This window comes from Shewanella sp. T24-MNA-CIBAN-0130 (genome assembly GCF_040310185.1).
GTDB classification, from domain to species: domain Bacteria; phylum Pseudomonadota; class Gammaproteobacteria; order Enterobacterales; family Shewanellaceae; genus Shewanella; species Shewanella psychromarinicola.
In genome coordinates this window covers 41482-66335 of sequence record NZ_JBEOPP010000011.1, presented here as the reverse complement: position 1 = coordinate 66335, position 24854 = coordinate 41482, and the positions used below count along the sequence as shown (strand labels likewise).

Genomic DNA, 24854 nt, shown 5'->3' with positions numbered 1-24854 from the left:
CTTCCTTAAGCAAAGTCGCGGTGTTCGCCTTCACCTTCAATATTGGTCACACAGCGTTGACACAATGTTGGGTGATCTTCAATGGTGCCAACTTCTTCGCGATAGTGCCAGCAACGCTCGCACTTGTGTGCCGCACTTTTAGCAACCACTAACTTAAGCGAGCTTAATTCAGTTTCGATGGCGTCACTACCCGCTTGTGACATATCGGCAACAGCAGCTTTAGAGGTGATCAGTACAAAACGTAACTCATCACCTACTTTAGCTAACTCAGCGGCTAAATCAGCATCAGCAAACAATGTCACTTCCGCTTCTAATGAACCACCAATACGTTTATCACGACGAGCTTGTTCAAGCACTTTGTTAACTTCGTTACGGACAGCTAATAGTTTCTCCCAGTAATCATCACTTAAATCACTGTCAAGTGTCACCGCTTCTAAACCTTGGTACCATTCTTGGGTAAACACATACTTTTCACGCTTACCTGGTAGCAACTGCCATAGTTCATCAGCAGTAAAGCTTAAAATGGGTGTCATCCAACGTACCATTGCTTCTGCAATATGATAAAGCGCTGACTGGCAACTCCGACGAGCATGACCTTCTTGCTTAGCTGTGTATTGGCGGTCTTTAATAATATCAAGATAAAAACTGCCTAACTCTACTGAACAGAACTGCATCAGCTTTTGAGTCACTAAATGGAAGTTGTATTGATCATACGCTTCAATTATTTCTTGTTGCAGTGCAGCGGCACGACGCACGACCCAACGGTCTAACGCGACCATGTCTTCAGACGGGATCATGTCAGTTTCTGGGTTAAAGCCATTTAAGTTAGCTAACAAGAAACGGGCAGTATTACGAATACGACGGTACGCATCAGCGCTGCGATTTAAAATCTCGTCAGAGACTGTCATTTCGCCACTGTAATCGGTTGCAGCAACCCATAAGCGTAAAATGTCAGCGCCGAGCTTATTGATCACTTGTAATGGGGCTATCACATTACCGACAGATTTTGACATCTTGCGGCCTTTACCATCAACGGTAAAACCATGAGTCAATACTTGCTTATAAGGTGCTTTACCATTCATCGCCGTTGAAATCATTAATGATGACATAAACCAACCGCGGTGCTGATCGCTACCTTCTAAATACAAATCAATTTCATGTCCTTGAAACTCTGGACGCGCAGCAACAACTGAAGAGAATGATGAGCCTGAGTCAAACCATACGTCCAATGTATCAGTGACTTTACGGTACTGATCTGCTTCATCACCTAACAATTCACTTGCATCTAAATCCCACCAAGCTTGAATACCTTGCTGTTCAATGCGATGCGCAACTCGTTCCATTAATGACACGCTGTCGGGATGCAGCTCATCCGTTTCGCGGTGAACAAATAATGTGATCGGTACGCCCCAAGTTCGCTGACGTGAAATACACCAGTCTGGGCGGTTTTCTACCATTTTTTCAATACGGCTTTGACCCCAATCAGGGATCCATTTGGTTTGCTTTATTTCTTGTAATGCTTGCGAACGCAGATCGTGGTTATCCATAGAGATAAACCACTGTGGTGTCGCACGGAAAATAATCGGTGTTTTATGGCGCCAGCAATGTGGATAGCTGTGAAGGTAAGCAACATGAAGTAATAACGCACCTTTCTCTTTTAACAGCTCAACCACATTGGCGTTAGCTTTAAAGACATGCTGACCGGCAAAAAACTCAGTATCGGCTTTATAAACACCGTTATCGCCAACAGGGTTGGCCACTTCCAAACCGTATTTCAGGCCAACAATAAAATCGTCCTGACCGTGACCTGGGGCGGTATGTACAATACCAGTACCCGCATCTGTGGTGACATGGTCACCTAAAATAGCTGGTACATCAAAGGCATAGAATGGGTGGTTAAAGCGCATTAACTCGAGCTCAGCCCCTTTAACTTCGCCTAATAATTGATGGCTTTCAACGCCGTAACGTTCAAGACATGACTCAACAAGCACTTGAGCCAAAATCAATGTTGTGGTTTCACCGTTTTTAACAAACTCAATCAAGCTGTAATCTAACTCGGCATTTAACGACAATGCACGGTTAGCAGGGATGGTCCACGGCGTAGTAGTCCAAATTGCCATCGCTACTGGTTTAGTATAATTTTCAACGCCAAATTTAGCGGCAACAGCTTGACTATCAACCGCCACAAAAGCGACATCAATAGCCGGAGATGTTCTATCTTCGTATTCCACTTCCGCTTCAGCGAGTGCCGAACCACAGTCGGTACACCAATGCACTGGCTTAACACCTTTGTGCAAATGACCGCTATCAATCACTTTTGCCAGTGAACGAACAATATTCGCTTCAGTTGAAAAATCCATGGTTAAATACGGATTTTGCCAATCGCCTAATACCCCTAAACGAATGAAGTCATCACGTTGACCGTCAACTTGGATAGCTGCATATTTACGACATTCTTCACGGAATTCCGCTGCAGAAATCTTGACACCTGGCTTACCGACTTTTTGCTCAACTTTCAGCTCAATCGGTAATCCATGACAGTCCCAACCAGGGATATAGGGTGCGTCAAAACCAGACATGGTTTTTGACTTAATAATAATGTCTTTAAGAATTTTATTAACAGAGTGACCAATATGAATGCTGCCATTAGCGTATGGAGGGCCATCATGCAGTATGAAAGGTTTACGGCCAATTCGGCTTTCACGGATCTGTTGATACAGTCCATCTTGCGTCCAGCGAGTTAACATTTCTGGCTCGCGATTTGCCAAATTACCGCGCATCGGAAACTCTGTTTCCGGCAAATTCAAAGTAAATTTATAGTCGCTCATTGATCCCATACCATTATTAAAGCTGATTCATTTCAGCTAGCATCGTTGCTAAATAAAGCGCGAGCTTCATTTGCATCATTTAAAATTTGTTTTTTTAGCGCATCCAATGACTCAAAGGGTTGCTCATCACGGATTTTTGCTATTAATTCTACTTCCACTCGTTTGCCGTATAAATCACCGCTAAAATCAAACAAATGGACTTCTAATCTGCAGGTTTGGCCATTTACAGTGGGCCTGAACCCTACATTAGCCACACCGTCATAAATATCGCTGCCATCCCAATACAAACGCACAGCAAATACCCCTCGAACAGGCACAACGTTACGCTTTAATGCTATATTTGCCGTTGGAAAACCGATTGTACGGCCTAATTTTTGTCCGTGAGCAACCCTACCACTTAAAATGAACGGATGTCCCAATAAACGTCTTGCTTGTTCTAAATTTCCTAACGCCAGTTGTTCTCTTACAGCCGTAGAACTTACTCGCGACGACCCAACCACAAAGCTTTGTGTACTGACAACCGTAAAGCCAAATTGCTTACCTGCAGCAACGAGCATGTCAAAAGTACCTTCGCGGCCTTTACCAAAGCAAAAGTCATCACCCACGACGAGATATTTAACCCCGAGTTTTTTGACTAATAACTCTTCAATAAACGCTTCAGCAGGTTGATTAGCAAAAGCGGCAGTAAAATTGATACAGAGTAGCTGGTCAATTTTAAGCTCATCGAGTAATCTAATTTTATCGCGCAGAAGACTGAGACGAGCGGGAGCATCTGCACCACGAAAGCGTTCTTGTGGCTGAGGCTCAAAGGTCATTACTGTTGCAGGTAGTTGAAAATGATGCGCTTTACTAACCAAGCAGCTGATCACCTGCGCATGACCACGATGGACACCATCAAAATTCCCTATGGTCAAAACGCAACCATGATGAGAAGGTAAAATATTGTGTATACCGCGGATTAATTCCATTACGCTCAATGCTGCCTATAGCAAATCGGCAGATTATATACCCAAACCAATGTTAGATGCGAGTTTCAGGCTCAGATTATTACACAGGATTTAGGATAACCAGCCGATCCTCGGTCGGCGTTAACCTTGGAAATTATCCCTGACGTTTAATTTTCCAAGGCCGAACGCCCAATGCCAGTAAACTCAACAAATAAATAACTGCACCGCCTACAATAAGCTCAATCAACATAAACATACGTTCAAAGGTTTGCCATTCAAGCCATACGCTTTGTTGTGGCATAAAATAAATAATGGCAATGGTCATTAAGGCTGTAGAAATGATCACTTTTAATGAGAAAAATAACGTTTGTCGACTCATTTGATAAACGCCCGCTTTGTGTAAACCGCGATATAACAAACTCGCATTTAATAGTGCAGACATTGATGTCGCAATGGCTAAGCCCACGTAGCCAAATGGAATAGCAAAAATAAGGTTAAACACCATATTGCTGACCATGGCAATAATGCCATATTTAACCGGTGTTTTAGTGTCTTGACGCGAGTAGTATCCCGGCGCTAACACTTTAATCATCATAAAACTCAATAAGCCACAACCGTATGCAACCAAGCTATAGGACGCCATTTCAACGTCATTAAGACTAAAGGCTCCGCGCATAAACAGCACCATCAGCATAGGTTTGGCCAGAATAATTAACCCTAACATCGCCGGAGTGCCTAATAGCAAAATGGCTTTAACGCCCCAGTCCATGGTTTGATTAAACCCACTGCCTTGGGCATTAACATGTTTTTGCGATAACGCAGGCAAGATAACTGTGGCGATGGCAATCCCAAATAATCCTAAAGGGAACTCCAATAATCGGTCAGCGTAATATAACCAACTTATCGATCCCGTCATCAGGAAACTGGCTATAAAAGTGTCGAACAATAAATTAATTTGTGAAACAGACACACCAAATAAGGCTGGGATCATCAAGGTTCTAATTTTTACCACACCAGGATGATTCCATCCCCACGTTGGCTTTACGAGCACGTTCTCACGAATTAAAAAGGGGATTTGGAACAAAAACTGAATAAGACCACCAAAAAAGACTCCCCAAGCTAAACCAATTTCAGGATTTTCTAAGGTGTGCGCATACCATAAAGCTACCGCAATAATTGCAACATTCAAAAATACAGGCGTAAAGGCTGATACAGCAAACCGTCCACGGGTGTTGAGTATCGAGCCCGCTAAGGCCGTAAAGGTGATAAACCACAAATAGGGAAAAGTAATTTTTAACATAACCGAAGCAAGTTCGAACTTTTCGGCATTAGGCCCGTCATTGAGCCAATCGACGAACCACCCTCCACCAAAAAGGGCCGCTAATACGGGTGAAAAAACGACCCCAAACAAAGTCACAATCGTCACTAGTACGCCTAAGGTACCAGCAACCTTACTGATTAACTCACGAGTATCTTCTGGGGTCATGTTCTCCTGATACTCAGTCAGTACTGGCACAAATGCTTGCGCAAAAGCCCCTTCAGCAAATAAACGTCTTAAAAAGTTAGGTATCTTATTGGCAAAAAAGAATACATCCGCACTACTACCCGCCCCCATTAAATTTGCAATTACCACATCGCGAACTAAGCCTAATACTCGGGAAATCAGCGTCATAACACTGACAATCAGACCTGATTTAAATAATTTTTTGCTCAAACAGCCCCCAGACACTCGGTCACTTCTAAGAAATTAATGGGATTTATAATAAATATTCTATTCTAACGCTGTCACACAGACCGAAGAGCTGGTAGAATTACGCCACATATTACACGAGTTGGGTTGAAGTTTGGCATGCTAGGTTGGATTAATTTATCTTTATGATTATTATTCAACTATAGTCGTTGACAAGACGACAAAAAGCAGGCATATTCCTCGGCCTTAAAAGTATCAAATCCAGTTTTTAGGAGTTGCACCTTGGCTAATAGCAAGTCTGCAAAGAAGCGCGCGCTTCAGTCTGAAAAGCGTCGCCAGCATAACGCTAGTCGTCGCTCTATGTTACGTACATACGTTAAAAGAGTCATCGCTGCTATCAAAAGCGGTGATCATAAAGCGGCTACAGAAGCGTTTGCTACTGCACAACCAATTGTTGACCGTATGGCGACTAAAGGCATTATTCACAAGAATAAAGCCGCTCGTCAGAAGGCTCGCTTAAACGCAAAAATCAAAGCTATTGCAGCTTAGTTTTTTGTAGATTAAGATCCAAAAAACCGGCCTCGGCCGGTTTTTTTATATCTAAGTTTTACCCTCTCTATAAGATCTAGGTCGCTACACTGCTAGGATCTTGTCCTTGCCACCGCTTGCCACCGCTTGCTATCGTTTGTCATCGCTTACCATCGCTTATCACCGCTTATCATCGCTTATCATCGCTTATCATCGCTTATCATCGCTTATCATCGCTTATCATCGCTTATCATCGCTTATCATCGCTTACCATCGCTTACCACCGCTTGCCATCGCTTGTCATCGCTTGTCATCGCTTGCCATCGCTTGCCATCGCTTGTCACCGCTTGTCATCGCTTGTCACCGCTTGCCATCGCTTGTCATCGCTTGTCATCGCTTGCCATCGCTTGCCATCGCTTATCACCGCTTGCCAACGCTTGCCAACGCTTGCCAACGCTTGCCAACGCTTGCCAACGCTTGCCAACGCTTGTATCGCTTGCTATCGCTTGTATCGCTTGCTATCGCTTGTCATCGCTTGTCATCGCTTGTCATCGCTTGTCATCGCTTGTCATCGCTTGTCATCGCTTGCCATCGCTTGTTATCGCTTGTCATCGTTCCCTACCGCTTATCATCTCAGAGATAGGAACAGCTTCGCGGCTAAGATTTTATAGGATCTAACGACTTAACAAGAGAAGCAAGGGTACAGAGTGGGCGGCAGACAGAATGGAAACTTTCGCCAATGTCTATTTGAAATGAAGCGCTTGAGATGATCGTTGACAGTATTTATCATACTGACACATTGGTAGTATGAGGTATAAACGTATTGGAATTTATTGGGTATTAACGCGCACAACATTATTAAGGTTAATAACAGCGTTAATAAAACTAAACGCCTTAACTTAAGACACCATTAATGAGATGTATCAGTTAAGACGTTTGCGGAGTTAATTTAGTAACAGTACATATTGTTCAATACTTGAATTAACTCTTTTACCTCATCACTTTTTAATGAATAGAAAACAGTTTGAGCTTCTTTCCTAGTACAGACTAAATTGTCTTTACGAAGCCATGCCAAATGTTGAGATAAAGCCGATTGGCTTAAGCCCAACTTCTTATTCATTTCGCCAACACACATTTCACCTTCATTAAGAAGGTGACACAAAATAAATAATCTACGTTCATTTGCTAAAGCTTTTAGCAACACGACTGCATGATCTGCTTGATGTTGCATTTTTTCTATATTCATCACGCGCTCTTCTCCTCATCGATCCCCACTCTAATATAGCGTTCCCTTACAAATAGAGTCGGGACATGAAGCACACTTTTTGCTAGATTGTTGTGAAAAATGAGACTTAGCTATAATAATCAAAGGAAACTCATGAAAAACTATCACAGAGCCACTCTCGTCGGAGCGGTATTTGTCGCTATTGTTGGCTGCCAAGCAACCTCACCATCAAAAACGGTGGGCGATAATCTGATCATTAATCAGTCAGATGATGCCCAAATCAGTCTGCTGTTAGCCAAACAAGCCTTATCATCGAGTTTGAGCTATGACATTGTTGAATCGCTGACGGTCGAAGTGGGTCCACGATTGACTGGAACAGATAAAGATATTATCGCTGTCGATTGGGCCATGGAAAAACTGTGGTTACTCGGATTTGATAGAGTTTATAAAGAATCAGTCCAAGTGCCTGCTTGGTCTAGAGGGACCGCCCGCGCAAGCATAGTATCTCCTTATGAACAGCCGTTGGTGATCACAGCCTTAGGTGGCAGTGTCGCAACGCCCATTAACGGTCTTAAAGCTTCCATAGTACGTTTTGATAGCTTAGAAGAGTTAACCAATGCCTCGCCTGGGCGCATCGAAGGCAAGATTGTGTTTATCGACCACAAAACTGAACGCCATATTACTGGGAAAGGTTATGGTGAAGCCGTTGGTGGTCGTTCCCGTGGTGCTATCGTTGCCGCACAAAAAGGTGCAGTGGCAATCGTGATCCGTTCTATTGGGACCGATCATGACAGAATGGCCCATACTGGCATGATGCGTTATGAAGAAGGGACGCCTAAAATACCCGCCGCGGCGATGTCGAATCCCGATGCCGATTTAATTAATGCGATGTTAAAGCGAGATCCTAACATCACGCTATCCTTGAACATGACCTCAGAAAACTTAGGAATTGCCACTTCTTATAATGTTATCGCAGAAGTCACTGGTAGCAGTAAACCAGACGAAATAGTCCTTCTTGGCGCTCATCTTGATTCATGGGATGAAGGTACAGGTGCGATTGATGATGGTGCAGGTGTCGCGATTGTTACCACCGCAGCTAAACTTATCCAAGACTTACCACAAAAGCCAGCACGCACAATTCGAGTGGTATTATACGCTGCAGAAGAAGTCGGTATGGTCGGTGGTAAAGCCTATGCAGCGCAGCATGCTGATGAGTTAGACAAGCATTATATTGCTGCAGAATCTGATTTTGGCGCAGGACCTGTCTATAAAATTGATTTTAATGTTAACCCCGCCACATTTGAACAGGTGAAACAACAACACTCAGCCATAACGCTAAACGGGGTTGAACTCGGTAATAACCAAGCCTCAGGCGGACCAGATGTGTCTATGCTGCCAGCATTAGGCGTTCCGGTCGCGTCGTTAAATCAAGATGGTACTGATTACTTTGATTATCACCATACGCCGAATGATACATTGGATAAAATTGATCCAAAAAAACTGGCACAAAGTGCGGCGGCTTATGCTCAATTTGCTTATATGATGGCGCAATCAGAAATTACTTTAAGACCGGTTACCCAGAAAAAACAACAGCACTAATCCGTTTTATCTCTACAAAGAACCTATCTTAATAACTCAAAAAGCCCTCATTTAAGGGCTTTTTTATTGTACTCATTTTGTCCTAATATTATTATTTTCAAATGAGTTACTTTTGTTCATCTCGTAAAAACACCGGTTCTGTCGCCGTTGATTGTGCTTTGCTGTAATAATAACCTTGAAGATCAAACTCGGTTAATTGCTCAACAGTAGCGGGTTTGGTATCAACGATATAACGAGCCATCAATCCACGGGCTTTTTTAGCATAAAAACTAATCACTTTAAATTGACCGCTTTTGAAATCTTTAAACATTGGCGTAATTAACTGCCCTTCAAGCTGGTTCACTTTGACCGATTTAAAGTACTCATTCGAGGCCAGATTGACAATGATATCGTCACCCTGCTCTTTTAACGCCTGATTCACTTCACTAGTAATAATATCCCCCCAAAAAGCATATAAGTTACTGCCTTTAGCGTTAGTCAATTTTGTTCCCATCTCTAAACGATAAGGTTGAATTAAATCTAACGGTTTAAGCACACCATATAAGCCAGATAAAATACGCAGGTGCTGTTGACTAGAAGCCATTTGTGACTCAGATAAATTATCTGCATCAAACCCCGTGTATACATCACCTCTAAACGCAAAAATAGCTTGTTTGGCATTATCGAGCGTAAATGGGGGCTGCCACTCGGCAAAACGAGCCGCATTAAGCCCAGCGATTTTATCACTCACCTTCATCAGGCTGGCAATATCCATTGGTGTTAATGCACGGCATACATCCATCAATGTTTGGCTTTGTTTAAGCAAACTCGGCTGAGTATGAGTATTGGTAATAGGTGGGTTTTCGAAATCTAATGTTTTCGCAGGTGAAACTAAAACCAACATAAGTCTGCTCCAGATAAAATCATATTGTTATCATACTAAATTGATGTAAAAAAACCATGCCGTACTCGCATGGTTTTTTCGATTAGGTTAATAGACAAAACTTATTTATTAACGGGTTCACTCGAATTAGGCCAAATATTTTCTTCTAGTTGATCGGCTAACTCCGGAAACTTACTGGTATCAAAAATAGGATCTATACCGGCATCAATCTGCTCACGATAATCATTAATGACTCGGATCGCGAGACCAGATAACAACACCAGTGCAACAATGTTAACAATGGCCATTAATCCCATTGAGACATCGGCTAAATCCCACACCAAGCTAATTTTGGCTAGCGAGCCAAACATCACCATGCCTAACACCACGACACGAAATAACGGTAAGGCCTTTTTACTATTGCCAAACAAAAACATCACATTGGTTTCTGCATAAGAATAGTTAGCAATAATAGAAGTAAAGCAGAACAGTAAAATGGCAAAAGCAATAAATGCACCACCCCACTCGCCAACATGACTCGTCAAGGCACTAATGGTTTTGGCTATACCATCAGAACTCGCTGCAGCATCTCCTGACAATAAAATAATCGCGGCTGTTGCAGTACAAATAACAATAGTATCGACAAAAACCCCCATCATTTGCACAAAACCTTGTGACGCTGGATGATTAGGGTTTGGCGATGCACTAGCCGCAACGTTTGCCGCACTGCCCATTCCGGCCTCATTTGAAAACAATCCTCGGGCAATACCCGCTTGCATTGCTTGAGCAACACTATAGGCAACACCACCAGCAGCGGCTTCTTGCCAGCCAAATGCACTGTTAATTACCAGCATAAATATATCGGGTAACTTTTCAATATTCATTGCCACTACAACCAATGCGATCGCGATGTAAGCAATCGCCATAACAGGCACAATTAATTCAGAGACTTTAGCTACTTTCTTAAGGCCACCAACAATGACAAAAGCACTGCAGAGCACAATAACAATTCCGACATCGAATGGCTCAAAACCAAAAACCTGAGTCATCGCGCCAGTAATGGTGTTGGCTTGAACGGCATTAAAGACTAACCCAAAAGCTACAATTAACAATAAAGAGAAAACCACGCCCATCCAGCGTTGGCCAAGACCTTTCTCCATATAATATGCAGGTCCACCGCGGTACTGGCCATCACTATCGGTCACTTTATAGACTTGGGCAAGTGTCGACTCAATCATTGCTGTTGCCATACCCAGTACCGCAATAGCCCACATCCAAAACACCGCACCAGGGCCTGCAGTACCAATTGCAACGGCCACACCGGCCATATTGCCCGCCCCCACGCGCGCCGCCATACTGGTACAAAAAACTTGAAATGATGATAAGCCATGCTTGCCTGGACGACGGCTAATCGTCAATACTTTAATGCCATGAACAAAATGCGTTACTTGAATAAAACCGAGACGAATGGTAAAAAACAATCCAGCGCCCACCAGCCCATAAACCAATAACTTGCCCCAAAGCAAGCTATTCATAAAATTAATAATCGTTTCTAACATTGCCATGATTGTCTAATCTTCCCCGTGAATAATATTATTATTTTAGTCCAGGCTATTGCACTGAATATAAGCCACATAATAAAACAGAATCTATACTGTTATGTGTCGAACGATAAAAATAAACTCAAATACCTTGGCTAACTTGCCATAAAAAACCAACCTATGGCGTATAAATAGGTATTGATTATCAAGGACTGAGAATACTAAGGCCACTTGTTTGTAAGCGATATACGACTAGATGTATTTTTCTGCGCTGCAGAAAACCTTAATTGAAATGCAACAAGTGAGTTCCATCACACTTTATCATTTCTCATCTAAATGCTCTATGTTTAAAATTTCGTAAAAGTGTAGTTAAATTTCAACTAATTAACCACAAACCTCTCAAAATGCGCTCTAAAGCGAAATTCATTATTCAAAAGTTAGATAAAGGCCACGTTATTGTAACTAAATTACAAATACAGTATTCTTAAGATAGATTATTAATGCTTTTCCCTTTGAACGAGGCAACTATGACAGACTCACATGAAATAATCGCGCTGAAGAAATACGTTAGAGCAACGAACTTCCTTGCGACGTCACAAATTTACCTAAAGCAAAACGTGCTTTATAAACGCCATTTAGAGCACACAGACATTAAACCACGCCTTTTAGGCCATTGGGGCACATGCCCGGGGATCAACTTTGTTTATGCTAACGTAAACCGTCTAATCGTTAAGCATAAGCGTGAGTTTCTTTATCTTGTAGGCCCGGGCCATGGTTTCCCAGCGGTGCAAGCTAACTTATTTATGGAAGGCTCATTAAGTCATTTCTATCCAGAGACCATTCCATTTACAGAAACAGGTATCGAAGATATCTGTAAAAAATTCTCCGCCGCTTACGGTTATCCATCACATGCAAACCCAGAAGCGCCAGGTCAAATATTAGAAGGTGGTGAGCTTGGCTATTCACTTTCAGTTGCTTGGGGCTCTGTATTAGATAACCCAAATCTTATTGCCGCCTGTTTAATCGGTGACGGTGAAGCAGAAACAGGTCCATTAGCTGCGTCTTGGTATGCTAACCGTTTAGTGTCACCAGAGCACAACGGTGCTGTACTGCCAATCGTGCATATTAACGGTTACAAAATATCTGGCCCTACCCGTATGGGACGTATGAGCCATGAAGAACTCGATTTAGAATTCCGTGGTCTTGGTTATCACCCAATCATCGTTGATGATGAAATGGAAACCGATATCTTTGAACAAATGACTGCGGCAATGGACTTGTCTTATGACATGATCAATGACATTCAACGCCGTGCCCGTTCTGGCGAAGATGTTGTCAAACCACGCTGGCCGGTTATTTTAATGAGAACCGCAAAAGGTTGGACGGGTACCGCTGAATATGAGGGTAAAAAACTAGAAGGTAACTGCGAATCTCACCAAGTTATTGTGAGCAATTGTGCTAAAGATAAAGGGCACCTTGAAGCTCTTGATAAGTGGTTAGCGAGCTATAAGTTCGACGAACTAGTACAAACTACTGAAAGCGGTGAATTAGTATTTGATAAAGACATTTTATCATTAATGCCACCAAAAGATTTATGCTGTGGTCGTCAACGTCTAAGCTACGGCGGTGAAGTGGTTCGTGCTTTAGCTAATCCAGACTTAAGTAAACTAGGTTATGGTTCAGAAACGCCTCGTGGTCAACGTGGTTTCTCAATGTTGAAAATGGGTGAGTGGATGCGTGATGCGTTCAAGCTAAACCGTGATCAACGTAACCTACGTATCTTCAGTCCTGATGAAACTTATTCTAATCAACTACAAGCTGTGTTTGAAGAAACCGACCGTTCATGGCAGTGGCCGATAGAAAGTTGGGACCAAGATATGTCTCGCGACGGCCGTGTTATTGAATTATTATCTGAAAACTTATTGTTTGGTATGTTACATGGTTACACAGTAACGGGCCGCCATGGCATGTTCCCTACCTACGAGTCTTTCTCTCAGGTAGTGTCATCAATGGCTGACCAATACTGTAAATATGTCCATGCAAGCCAAGGGATCCATTTCCGTAAGCCAATTCCAGCATGTAACGTCGTATTATCATCGCTACTAGAGCGTCAAGATCACAACGGTTATTCTCATCAGAACCCGTCTTTCCTAGGCGCTATGTTAGAGAAGCACCCAAACATTATCTCTGCTTATTTGCCATCAGATGCTAACAGCACCTTGGTCTATACCGAAAAAGCTTATGCTGACAGAGACAAATTGAATATTATTGTTGCCGGTAAAAAGTCACTACCACAGTGGTTATCACTGGATGAAGCCCGTAAGCAAGCTAAAGACGGCGTTATGGTGTGGGACTTTGCCTCTGATGAAAATCCAGATGTGGTATTAGCGGGTTGTGGCGACTATGCAACTCAAGAATGTATGGCCTCACTAGTACTCATCCGTGAGATCCTACCAAGAGTGCGTATCCGTTTTGTGAGTGTGTCAGAACTTCACAGCAGCGGTTTAGGTAATCTTAAGTTCCAAAGCAAGCCTTGGATGATGGACGAAGTGTTCACCCAAGACAAAGGCGTGGTATTTAACTACCATGGTTACCCAAATACCATCAAGAAACTGGTATTCGATTATAAAGGTAACCGTCGTTTCCGTATTAAGGGTTATGAAGAAGAAGGTTCAACGACTACTCCATTTGATATGGGCGTACGTAACGGTACCTCTCGCTACCACTTAGTTATCGATATGGCTTACAAGTTGTTCCAGCAAGGCGTGATTGATGAAACACAACATGTGACCATCACTACCGACATGTTACAACGCTTGGTAGATCACAAAAACTATATCAAAGCAAACGGTGTTGACCCAGAAGAGATCGAAAACTGGGTGTGGACTCGTTAAAACGAAGTCACTTTAGACAACAAAAATACGCCTTCAGGGCGTATTTTTGCTTTTACCATTCAAAAAAATAATTATGTTGACCGTATAAAACTAATTATTTTGACCGTATGAAACTAACGTAAAAAACATAGATAATTTTAACAATTATTATTCAATATTTTATAAATATAAACTCAATCATACTTAGTTTCTTTTTTAGCAATTTTTTCAATGAAACATCTATTTATCAACAGCGCCATTAAATTAATTATGACCAAAAATTAATCTTTCTTACTATAGATAAACCTCTCATTACCACCCATAATTGCGACGCTGACTAAAAATACAAAGAAACCCCACATTAAGCGTCAGTAATGCATAACAGTAACAACTCCGTTACATGCATTTTTGGAGTAAAATAACAATGGACGTATATATGATGAAGAACACATTAAAAGTAGTATTACTTACCTCTCTATTACCTTTTGCTGCATCTGCGGCAGAACAACTAACACCTTGGTACGTTGGTGGGGGTTTAGGCGTCAACAACTATGAACCAAATTGCGATCAAAAAACCATGAAAGTGTGTGGTGAAGATGACCCATATGCATGGGATGTATTTGGTGGATATTTATTTAACGACTATGTTGGTATCGAACTGGGTTATCGTGACCTTGGCCGTGCTGAATGGACTGATTATTCAAACAAGCGTAATGATGTTGGTGCTCGTGGTATGTCATTAGGTTTTGTTGGTTTTTACCCACTGGCAGACAAGTGGAGTTTATCTGCTGAAGCAGGTGCACTTAACTATTTAATCTCTAACAAAAAAGAATACAACACTGAATACTACAGTGATAGCGGTATTGCACCCTACTTAGGTGCTGGTATTGGTTATAACGTGACTGACAATCTAAAGTTACAAGCTAAGTACCGTCGTTATGAAAACCTTGACGAAGAAAAGTGGAATACACTGTCAATGGAAAGCAACTACTGGGGTCTTGAACTAAGTTACCGTTTTGGTACTAGCGCTCCTGCAGCCGCTCCAGTGGCAGCACCGATGGTTGTCGCAGCACCTGGTGATGCTGACAAAGATGGCGTAACAGACAACATGGACAAATGTCCAAATACCCCTTTAACCCACAAAGTTGATGCGACAGGTTGTAGTGTTTATGAATACATCACCACTAAGCATGACTTAGGCGGCATTTTGTTTGCTAACGATTCAGCGGTTATCCGTAAGGGTTCATTGGACGATTTAAATAAATTAGCCAATTTCTTAAACAAGAATCCACAACACACGGTATCTGTTGAAGGCCATGCGTCTAACGTAGGTAAAGCAGCATATAACATGAAGCTTTCTGAGCGTCGTGCCGATTCAGTTGCTAAAGCGCTAAACCAAAAATACGGGATCAGCACTAGCCGTATTAATTCAATTGGCTATGGTGTGACTAAACCTGTTATTCAAGGTAGTTCAGCTGAAGCTAACCGTGTAAACCGTCGTATCGAAGCTATCGTGACGGGTACCGAAAAGCGCGTAGTATTACGTTAATTGTAATATTGATACGCTATACTTTACAGTCGCTGCTCGCAGCGACTTTTTTATTTTAAGAACAACGTAAAAAACAGTGCAGCTAAGGCTAACTCTGGCGTTGCAATACTAGAACTGGAAGTATTAATCATATTCAAAGGCCTATTTTGTCTGTTTAGCAACAATACCGACGTTAATTAAGCAAAAATAACGCAATATTTGGTAATTTTTTTACAAATAAAGTTGGAATAATCACTAAAATCGCTTCTAATAAAGGCATTGATCTATATTCATTGCTTATCGAGAGGAAATTTACATGACCAGTACACTCGCGCAACTCAAGTCATTCACTACCATCGTTGCAGATACCGGCGACATAGAGGCGATTAAGCGGTACCAGCCTCAAGACGCAACAACCAACCCATCACTTATTTTAAAAGCCTCTCAGATCCCGCAATACGCTTTTCTGATTGAGAATGCAATTGAATGGGCCAAAACGCAAAGCCACAGTATTGAACAACAAATTGAAGATGCTGGTGATAAACTAGCCGTGAATATCGGTGTAGAAATTTTAAAAATAGTCCCAGGCCGTATTTCAACAGAAGTAGATGCCCGGTTATCTTTTGACAAACAACGCTCAATTGACAAAGCGCACAAGCTAATCAAATTATACCAAGAAGCCGGAATTGATAAATCACGTATTCTCATTAAACTAGCCTCCACTTGGGAAGGAATTTGCGCTGCCAAAGTACTTGAACAAGAAGGCATCAACTGCAACCTAACATTACTGTTTAGCTTTGCTCAAGCAAGAGCGTGTGCAGAAGCTGGTGCTTACCTCATTTCGCCTTTTGTTGGCCGCATTTTAGATTGGTATAAAAAAGACACCGGCCAAGATTACACCGCTGAAACGGATCCTGGTGTGGTCTCTGTAACTGAAATTTACAACTACTACAAGCAGCATGGTTATAGCACGGTTGTGATGGGTGCCAGTTTTAGAAACATCGGTGAGATTATCGAATTAGCAGGTTGTGACCGTCTAACGATTGGCCCTGCATTATTAGAAGAGTTAGCCAATACTGATGTGGAAATTAGCCGAAAATTAGTGGCGACGTCATCAACACATGCGGCTCCGACAGCATTAACTGAAGCACAATTCCGTTGGGCGTTTAATGAAGAGCCAATGGCAGTTGATAAATTAGCTGAAGGTATTCGTAACTTTGCTATCGACCAAAGTAAACTTGAAGTTATGCTAAAAATAAAATTAAGCTAGTTGGAGGCTTTACTCGTGACGACACTGACTCAAAGCACGACTTGGAAAGCGCTAAAAAACCATACAAGTCAACTTCCTCACATGCGCGAATTGTTTGCTCAAAACCCACAACGTTTTGAGCAAATGAGCGTTGCGGCTTGTGGTCTGTTTTTAGATTACTCTAAAAACCGTGTGAACGATGAAACACTTAAGCTGCTATTCTCTCTCGCTAAAGAAGCAAAACTGAGTGAAAAGATTACTGCAATGTTCAATGGCGATGTGATTAACAATACTGAACAACGCTCAGTTTTACACACAGCATTGCGCAGTAAAGCCACTCAAACAATTATTGCTGAAGGCGCGAATATCGTTCCTGAAGTGCAGCAAACATTAGCCAAAATGGCTAAATTTGTTGGCTCGGTTCAGTCTGGTGATTGGAAAGGTTATACCGGTAAAGCGATTACAGATATCGTTAGTATCGGTATTGGAGGCTCATTTCTTGGACCTAAAATTGTTTCTCAAGCGTTAAGACCCTATTGGCGAGATGGGCTTAACTGTCATTTTGTCGCTAACGTTGATGCGAGCTCTATTTGTGAAAAATTAATCCACCTCAATGCTGAAACCACATTGTTTGTGATGTCGTCAAAATCATTCGATACCCAAGAGACACTAACCAATACCCTTAGCGCTAAAGATTGGTTTTTAGCCCAAGGGGCAAGCCAACAAGATGTCGCCAAACACTTTGTGGCTGTGACATCCAATGTGGCTAAAGCAACAGAGTTTGGGATGGACGCTAACAACATATTCCCAATGTGGGATTGGGTTGGCGGACGTTACTCATTATGGTCAGCCATTGGTTTACCTATTGCTCTGCTTATCGGCATGGATAACTTTATAGCCTTGTTAGAGGGTGCTCATCAAATGGATGAGCATTTTGTTAATACGCCTATTGAGCAAAACATGCCAGTGATAATGGCGATGTTGTCGGTATTATATGGCAACTTCCATGGTGCTCAAGCACATGTCATTTTGACCTATGATCATAATCTGCGCGGACTACCTGCATATTTCCAGCAGTTAGACATGGAGAGTAATGGTAAATCAGTGACTCTGGACGGTACAGATGTTGATTACAGCACTGGCCCGGTCATTTGGGGCGGTGAAGGCACTAATGGTCAACATGCATATCATCAGTTGTTGCATCAAGGTACCGCTCTTATTCCTGCAGACTTTATCATGCCGTTGCAAAGCCATAATCCGCTCGGTAAACATCATGACCAACTTGCATCAAATTGCTTTGGCCAAACCCAAGCGTTAATGCAAGGCCGAACTTATGATGAAGCTCTTGCTGAACTCAGTAATAGTCCGTTGGACGATGCTCAAATAGCGCTTATTGCCAAGCATAAAGTAATGTCAGGTAACAAACCGAGCAATACTCTACTGATGAACAAACTAACGCCAACGACATTAGGAGCGTTAATTGCGCTGTACGAGCACAAAACGTTTGTTCAAGGCGCTATATGGCAAATCAATTCATTTGATCAGTGGGGAGTTGAATTAGGTAAACAGCTAGGCAATGACGTATTAGACCGTATTGGCGCTAAAGAAGGAGCGACACAGTTAGACTCATCAAGTAATGCGTTAATCAACCTGTATCGTCAGGGACAGCTTTAAGACTTAACACACTCGATAGGAAACTTATTTATCAAAAACACCTTTAACACTGTTGGGGGTGTTTTTTTATTGTCAGGATATATATTGAAAAATATCGTTAAAGGCTAACTAAAACATCGATATAACGCATTAAACTTTAACTATTTAGTAATGCAAATGAAACGCAAATGAAACGTAAATGTTGCACCCTATGGTTGAAATATGATATCTATTTACAGAGACATCATAATAACAAGGGAGGTTACCATGGATAGATTAGACTATGGTGGTGCGCTAGACGAAGTTGTTGAAAGACCAAGCCGTTCAAAAAGCTCGTCAAAAAAACGAAAATGGCGTGAAATTGAAGCCATTAAGGATAAACAGCGTTTACTCAAGGAATTGCAAGATATTGACGATTCATTCGATTTTGATGTCAACACATTAGTGCTTTAATTGGGTCCAATCACAATGAAAGCTTAACGATAAAATCAACAAAAAGAGCGCTTAATGCGCTCTTTTTGTTGACAAGATTTATTCAGCTTGACCATTAATGGACATCAAAGCCCTCTAGTACAAGAATAAGTGCATCATTTATTATCCGCATGTTCAATATAGTCACGTAAATCTTCAAAAATCGTTTTATCATTGTCATTAAATAATGGATCTTCAATTAACCGTTTCTGGCATAAGACGGTGATTTTTTGCCAATCACTATCGTCCAACGTCTTAATAAAATTGGGAAACACTTCTCGCTCTTCATACTGCATATGTCGTTGTTGTAGCTCAATATACTCTTGCAGATCGTTAATCAGCTTTTCACGTGAAATCACCACATCAGATAAAATCATATTCAAGCTATACACTAAAGCGCCTGATGTTTCAGCTAAACGATGATGTTCATTATACAACTGACCACAATTTGCTTGGCCAGTTTTATTACTGTAATAATCAAAAATGATATCTTCTAATGGATGATGACTGTGTTCAGCATAACCCTGCATGTACTCAACAATATCTCTAACCAGATTAAAATTTACGCCTTGACCATCGGCCAATCGAGTCAATTTATTGGAAAGAATATTCAACAAAATGGCAATATGCTTATGATCTTGCATTAAACGTTGCAACATAGTCTTCTCCCGTAATCTCTTTTACAAACGCCAATCTATAAATAATAGCCAATAACGCACTATTTACTAATCTACACTGGTATAAACCTTTTGAGGTATGACCAAGATCATAATATTGAAATATATCTACCACCTTATATCGATTAAATTGATATAAAGTGGTAGACATTTGAAAAAGTAGACTATTTCAATACAGCAAACATATGTGCTTTGAGTTGCTCAAAGTCTGCGGGTAACTGTGCTGACAAAATATCTTTTTCTACAACCGCAGCCAACTCAGGAGGCAAGGGCAAATTAATTGATAACTCACGGTCAACCACATCCTTAAACTTGGCAGGATGGGCGGTACCAAGAAAGATACCTTTTTCGTTGCCATCAAGACCGAGTGTTAATGCATGGGCTGCGATGGCCGCATGAGGTTCAGATTGATAACCTAAACGATACAGTTCTGCTAACGCCGCCGAGGTATCGTCCTCCGACAACGCTAAACCCGATACCAAAGACAATGGCCAGCCCATTTGCCCGCAGATAGCTTCAACACGAGGCCAATTACTTGGCTCAGACACATCCATCGCATTTGACATGGTTGCCACTGTTTTATGCGGTTGCCATTTTCCCTCCACAAGGTAACGCGGTACAGTGTCATTACTGTTGGTGGCAGCAATAAAGCGTTTAATCGGTAAGCCCATGGCTTTAGCAAATAAACCCGCGGTTAAGTTACCAAAGTTACCACTGGGTACTGCCATGACAATCTCATCATAGCCAGCTTGTTTGGCTTGCGCGACAGCTTCAAAGTAGTAACAAATTTGCGCCAGTAATCGGCTGATATTAATTGAATTAGCAGAGTTTAACGCTAAATCATCACGAACATCACTATCATCAAAAGCTTGTTTGACTAAATCCTGACAGGCATCAAAGTCAGCTGTTACCGCCACAGTATGAATATTTTTGCCTAAGGTGGTAAACATCTTTTCTTGCAGCTCGCTGATTTTACCTTTTGGGTATAGCACCATCACATTGACGTTATCTAGGCCATAGAAGGCATCTGCTACTGCGGCACCAGTATCACCAGATGTCGCCGTTAAAATAGTCAGTTTTTTATTTCCAGCAAGTAAATCAATGCATTGGGCCATAAACCGCGCGCCAAAATCTTTAAAGGCCAATGTTGGCCCATGGAAAAGCTCTAAACAGGCACGTTTCTCATCAACCTTGCTTAGCGGCACATCAAAGGTAAAGGCCTTATCCACTAGCTTATCAACACTTTCCTGCCCTAGCTCATCGGCTAACCAAGCGCCCAACACTTTTTTGCTACGCTCAGCAAAGGGTAGTGCCAATAATGCATCGATATCAGCCAATACAGGGATTGATGTCGGGAAAAATAGCCCGCGATCTTGGCCTAAACCAAGCTGAACAGCCTGACTGAAGTTAACTACCTGCGATGGGTGCTTTAAATTATATAATTCCATTGCGACTACCTTTTAAATTTCAATATGCATAATACCAAAGAGTGTGAGTTACACGCAGCGCGTGCCAAGCTGATCTAATTTACAAACATGAGTAAAGCCACCTGACTCAGAAATATAATGTTCCATTAACCAATCTTTGGCTTTTTCTGCTGTGGCTAAATCGTCAGTCACACTAAACAGTGTTGGGCCACTGCCAGAAATCCCTGTCGTCAGCATGCCTAATTCAGTTAACGCTGCTCGAGCATCGGTATAGCCAGGGATCGACGCCGCTCGATAAGGTTCAGCCAGGACATCTTTTAGCATTTCAATCGCCAGTGCAGCATCTTGCTGATAACTTGCGTGAACAAATGCACTTAAGTGACGACCGAAATCAATCGCAACAGATTTATCATATTGTTCAGGTAATAATGCCCGCATTTTGGCAGTAGATAATGAAATACCAGGATAAGCGACCACCCAATACCAATTATCAAAGCTAGGAATAACGGCACAGGCTTTGTCACGAGAATTAAGCATTAATTGCATGCCACCTAAGTAGCAAGGCGCCACATTGTCATAATGTACGCTACCGGATATTTTACCTTCAAACTCACCCATCAATCCTAATAAGGCTTGCTGGTCAAACGGTAGTCCAAAATATTCATTTAACGCATATAGTCCAGCAACAACTGAACTAGCACTTGAGCCTAAGCCACTGCCTACAGGAAGGTTTTTTTCCAGACAAACGGTTACCCCATCTTGTCTTTGAAGTTTATCTAAGAAAAACTCAGCACATTGATAGACGATATTGTCCTTGCCATCTGCCGGTAACTTATGTGCCCACGGACCGACTTGGCTAAAATGAACACCTTCTTCAGCGCCGCTAATCATCACCCTATCACCCAACAATGACCCATCGACTGGCGCTAATGCAGCACCCAGCAAATCAAAGCCAACGCCAACATTACCCATTGATGCAGGAGCATAAACAGTTAGCATTTTCTGACTAATATTTAACACCTGACTCATAGACCCACCTCACGGGTCCAATTTAGGGTTCTTAATACGTCAGCGAAGGCGCCAGCTGCCGTGACGTCGATGCCTGCACCGTAGCCCCTTAGCACAAAAGGAATGGGCTGATAATAGCGGCTATAAAACGCCAGCGCATTCTCGCCACCTTTTACGCTGTATAGCGGGTCGGTTGCATCAACCTCAACAATTCGGACATAACATAAGCCCGCTTCGATTTGGCCTACATAACGCAGTACTCTTCCCTCGGCTTTTGCCGCCGCAACTCGGGCAGAGATGTCAGCATCCAATGAAGGAAGGTTAGCCATAAACTGGTTTACATCGCCTGAGTCATCAAAATGAGCCGGTAATACAGACTCAACATTAATATCATCGAGTTCTAAAGGTAAACCCACTTCTCTGGCTAAAATTAACACCTTACGCGCCACATCCATACCACTGAGGTCATCTCGGGGGTCGGGCTCAGTAAAACACTTATCGCGGGCAATCGCGGTCGCTTGAGATAGGCTCATGCCTTCGTCTAACATACCAAAAATATACGATAACGACCCAGATAAAATACCATTAAACTTATGTAGCTTATCACCCGCATACATCAGTTTTTTAAGGTTATCGATAACGGGTAAACCTGCACCTACCGTCGTTTCATACAAAAATTGACGACGTTGAGTTAATGCCGTTTTACGCAATGCTTGATAGTAAGCATAATCACGAGTGTTCGACTTTTTGTTTGGCGTAACGACATGGAAACCGGCATTCATTACATCGAGATAACGGTCTGAGATTAGCTCGCTTGAAGTACAATCAACCAATACAGGATTAAGCAATTGTTGCTCTTGCCCCCACTCAAGTAGCTTAGGTAAATCATACGGTTGGCCTTTTTCGGTCAATAATAATTGCCACTCACTAAGCTCAAGACCGTCACTGTTTAACAGCATTTGACGTGAATTGGCGATACAACAAACACGAATACTAATGTGCTGCTCTTTTAACATCGCGCTTTGCTGCTTAATTTGCTCTAATAAACCCGCGCCAACATTACCACTGCCCACTAAAAAGACATCAAGATACTGTTGTACATCAAAAAAGGCTTGATGACATGCCCCAATAGCATGTTTGGTTTTTTTCTGCTGGATTACCGTTGAAATTGAGCGCTCTGATGATCCTTGCGCAATAGCAACAATATTGACACTGGCTTTAGCTAACGCAGTAAAAAACTTAGCCGCTACGCCTTTGTGGGTTTTCATGCCATCACCAATCAATGACACAATCGACAAGCCTTCACGTAACTCAATTGGTTCAAGTAATTCACTTTTAATTTCAAGTTCAAACTCTTGCTCTAAAGCCCATTTAGCTTTGCTAGCATCGAGGGTAGCCACACAAAAACTGATACTGTATTCCGATGAACTTTGAGTGATAAGAGATACCGAGATACCACTCCGAGATATGGCCGCTAAAGTACGACTTGCCATGCCAACCATGCCTTTCATACCTGGACCAGAGACATTAAACATGGTTTGGTTATCGAGATTTGAAATAGCCTTTACTTGCAAACCGGTTTTATCATCGTCATTAGACACTAGCGTGCCGGGAGCCGATGGATTGAAACTGTTTTTGATATAACAAGGAATATGATATTGAGCAATCGGTCCAATGGTTTTGGGGTGTAATACTTTCGCACCAAAATAAGATAACTCCATGGCTTCTTGATAGCTTAATTGTGACAATAATTTAGCATCTGCGACCACACGAGGGTCAGTATTGTAAACCCCATCAACGTCAGTCCAAATTTCACAACTAGAGGCATCTAAACAAGCGGCTAGCACTGCAGCTGAATAATCAGAACCATTACGCCCTAATGTCACCACTTTGCCATGAACATCGGCAGCGGTGAAACCTGGCATAACCCACACGCGATACTGATCTAAAGGCAGAACAGAAAAACGAGGTTTGCTCACGGCAATATCGACGACCGATTCCAATGGCTGTCCATGCGCTAAAAATAACGCAACTGGATCTAATTGTGCTGAAGTGATGTCTTTTGCCAGCATAACTTGTTCCATCAATGCAGCAGATAAACGTTCACCTGTGACCACTATTTCTGCGCGAACACTATCAGGGCATTCGCCCAATAATTTAATGCCGTAAAGTTTGTCTTTCCAAACTTGCATCTGCGCAGCTAATTTTTCAACCAGTAAGCCATGCTGATGAGCCGTTATAAGTGATACTGCTGCGTCAGAAAAGAGTTCGCTATACACAGTATCAATATGGTCTAACACGGGTTGATAGTCTTGTTGTTTAACCGCTATATCGACCATTTCTAAAAGTGCATTAGTCACTGTGGCCGGAGCTGAAAGTACCGTAGCAACTGATTCTGTCGAAGCCGTGTCAGCAATAATGTCTGCCGCCATCAAAAAGCGAGGCCAATTCGCCAGCGATGTCCCACCAAATTTCATTACTTTCATGTCGCTCTCCTTGTCACTCATACTAGTGACAACATTAAATTAAAATCAAATGACTATAATTAAAAACAAAAAAGCCCGCTTCAGGTGATGAGAAGCGGGCTTGTTATGCAAATCTTTTAGGGTGAAATCAGCCCGCCCCCACTATGGTAATAGTGGTGGTTGTAATGGTAGTAATTACAACAAGCATGAGGGTAAACATTTGATGATTCTCTTTGTTTTATTAAATGTTAACGGCCGATATTATTTAATCCGATTAAATAGC

Annotated in this window: 18 protein-coding genes; 8 read left to right on the top strand and 10 right to left on the bottom strand. The window is 42.1% G+C overall.

Annotated features, from left to right (window positions below):
- Positions 1-5 precede the first annotated feature (5 nt).
- The 3 genes from ileS to murJ all read right to left on the bottom strand — a co-directional run bounded on the left by ileS (position 6) and on the right by murJ (position 5489).
- The gene (gene ileS, locus AAEZ02_RS06815; RefSeq protein WP_351122371.1) at positions 6-2828 is read right to left on the bottom strand and encodes an isoleucine--tRNA ligase; all 2823 of its coding nucleotides are present in this window, start codon (positions 2826-2828) and stop codon (positions 6-8) included.
- A 32-nt stretch (positions 2829-2860) separates the two neighbouring features.
- Positions 2861-3796, bottom strand: a complete 936-nt coding sequence (ribF, locus tag AAEZ02_RS06810; protein ID WP_351075914.1) for a bifunctional riboflavin kinase/FAD synthetase — start codon at positions 3794-3796, stop codon at positions 2861-2863.
- 133 nt (positions 3797-3929) lie between these two features.
- Entirely contained in the window at positions 3930-5489 is a 1560-nt protein-coding gene (gene murJ / locus AAEZ02_RS06805) for a murein biosynthesis integral membrane protein MurJ (RefSeq protein ID WP_351122368.1), read from the bottom strand.
- A 258-nt stretch (positions 5490-5747) separates the two neighbouring features.
- On the opposite strand from murJ, the gene rpsT reads away from it, so the two are divergent.
- Entirely contained in the window at positions 5748-6014 is a 267-nt protein-coding gene (gene rpsT, locus AAEZ02_RS06800; RefSeq protein WP_101034567.1) for a 30S ribosomal protein S20, read from the top strand.
- A gap of 106 nt (positions 6015-6120) precedes the next feature.
- Positions 6121-6636 (top strand): hypothetical protein, encoded by a 516-nt coding sequence (locus AAEZ02_RS06795; protein WP_351122365.1) that lies wholly within the window; start codon positions 6121-6123, stop codon positions 6634-6636.
- 306 nt (positions 6637-6942) lie between these two features.
- Here AAEZ02_RS06795 and AAEZ02_RS06790 read toward each other — a convergent pair whose 3' ends face one another.
- Positions 6943-7239: an ArsR/SmtB family transcription factor gene (locus AAEZ02_RS06790; protein ID WP_101034566.1), complete on the bottom strand. Its 297-nt coding sequence runs from the start codon at positions 7237-7239 to the stop codon at positions 6943-6945.
- Between the two features lie 132 nt (positions 7240-7371).
- Between AAEZ02_RS06790 and AAEZ02_RS06785 the strand changes: the two genes are divergently transcribed.
- Complete coding sequence (locus AAEZ02_RS06785; protein WP_101034565.1) at positions 7372-8817, top strand: M20/M25/M40 family metallo-hydrolase; 1446 nt, start codon at positions 7372-7374, stop codon at positions 8815-8817.
- Positions 8818-8923: 106 nt separating this feature from the next.
- Here the strand turns inward: AAEZ02_RS06785 and yaaA are convergent, their stop codons facing one another.
- Positions 8924-9700 (bottom strand): peroxide stress protein YaaA, encoded by a 777-nt coding sequence (yaaA, locus tag AAEZ02_RS06780; protein WP_101034564.1) that lies wholly within the window; start codon positions 9698-9700, stop codon positions 8924-8926.
- Between the two features lie 101 nt (positions 9701-9801).
- Positions 9802-11238, bottom strand: coding sequence for an alanine/glycine:cation symporter family protein (locus AAEZ02_RS06775; protein WP_101034838.1), 1437 nt, complete (start codon positions 11236-11238; stop codon positions 9802-9804).
- A gap of 509 nt (positions 11239-11747) precedes the next feature.
- Here AAEZ02_RS06775 and AAEZ02_RS06770 point away from each other — a divergent pair.
- From AAEZ02_RS06770 to AAEZ02_RS06750, 5 genes are all read left to right on the top strand, one after another.
- Positions 11748-14114 carry a phosphoketolase family protein gene (locus AAEZ02_RS06770; RefSeq protein WP_351122361.1) on the top strand — a complete coding sequence of 789 codons (2367 nt, stop codon included), beginning with the start codon at positions 11748-11750 and terminating at the stop codon, positions 14112-14114.
- A gap of 415 nt (positions 14115-14529) precedes the next feature.
- The gene (locus AAEZ02_RS06765) at positions 14530-15642 is read left to right on the top strand and encodes an OmpA family protein (protein WP_351122358.1); all 1113 of its coding nucleotides are present in this window, start codon (positions 14530-14532) and stop codon (positions 15640-15642) included.
- A 295-nt stretch (positions 15643-15937) separates the two neighbouring features.
- Positions 15938-16891, top strand: coding sequence for a transaldolase (gene tal / locus AAEZ02_RS06760; RefSeq protein ID WP_101034561.1), 954 nt, complete (start codon positions 15938-15940; stop codon positions 16889-16891).
- A gap of 15 nt (positions 16892-16906) precedes the next feature.
- Positions 16907-18544, top strand: coding sequence for a glucose-6-phosphate isomerase (gene pgi, locus AAEZ02_RS06755; RefSeq protein WP_124012222.1), 1638 nt, complete (start codon positions 16907-16909; stop codon positions 18542-18544).
- A gap of 246 nt (positions 18545-18790) precedes the next feature.
- A complete protein-coding gene (locus AAEZ02_RS06750; RefSeq protein WP_101034559.1) occupies positions 18791-18976 on the top strand; it encodes a DUF3545 family protein in 186 nt (61 codons plus the stop codon).
- A gap of 134 nt (positions 18977-19110) precedes the next feature.
- On the opposite strand, the gene AAEZ02_RS06745 is transcribed toward AAEZ02_RS06750, so the two are convergent.
- The 4 genes from AAEZ02_RS06745 to thrA form a co-directional block, all read right to left on the bottom strand.
- On the bottom strand, positions 19111-19653 hold the full coding sequence (locus AAEZ02_RS06745; protein WP_124012223.1) for a hemerythrin domain-containing protein: 543 nt from the start codon (positions 19651-19653) through the stop codon (positions 19111-19113).
- A 182-nt stretch (positions 19654-19835) separates the two neighbouring features.
- Positions 19836-21119, bottom strand: coding sequence for a threonine synthase (thrC, locus tag AAEZ02_RS06740; RefSeq protein ID WP_124012224.1), 1284 nt, complete (start codon positions 21117-21119; stop codon positions 19836-19838).
- A 48-nt stretch (positions 21120-21167) separates the two neighbouring features.
- The gene (gene thrB / locus AAEZ02_RS06735) at positions 21168-22127 is read right to left on the bottom strand and encodes a homoserine kinase (protein WP_206191822.1); all 960 of its coding nucleotides are present in this window, start codon (positions 22125-22127) and stop codon (positions 21168-21170) included.
- Positions 22124-24592 carry a bifunctional aspartate kinase/homoserine dehydrogenase I gene (gene thrA, locus AAEZ02_RS06730; RefSeq protein ID WP_124012225.1) on the bottom strand — a complete coding sequence of 823 codons (2469 nt, stop codon included), beginning with the start codon at positions 24590-24592 and terminating at the stop codon, positions 22124-22126. Before thrA ends, thrB begins: the two co-directional genes overlap by 4 nt.
- Positions 24593-24854 lie beyond the last annotated feature (262 nt).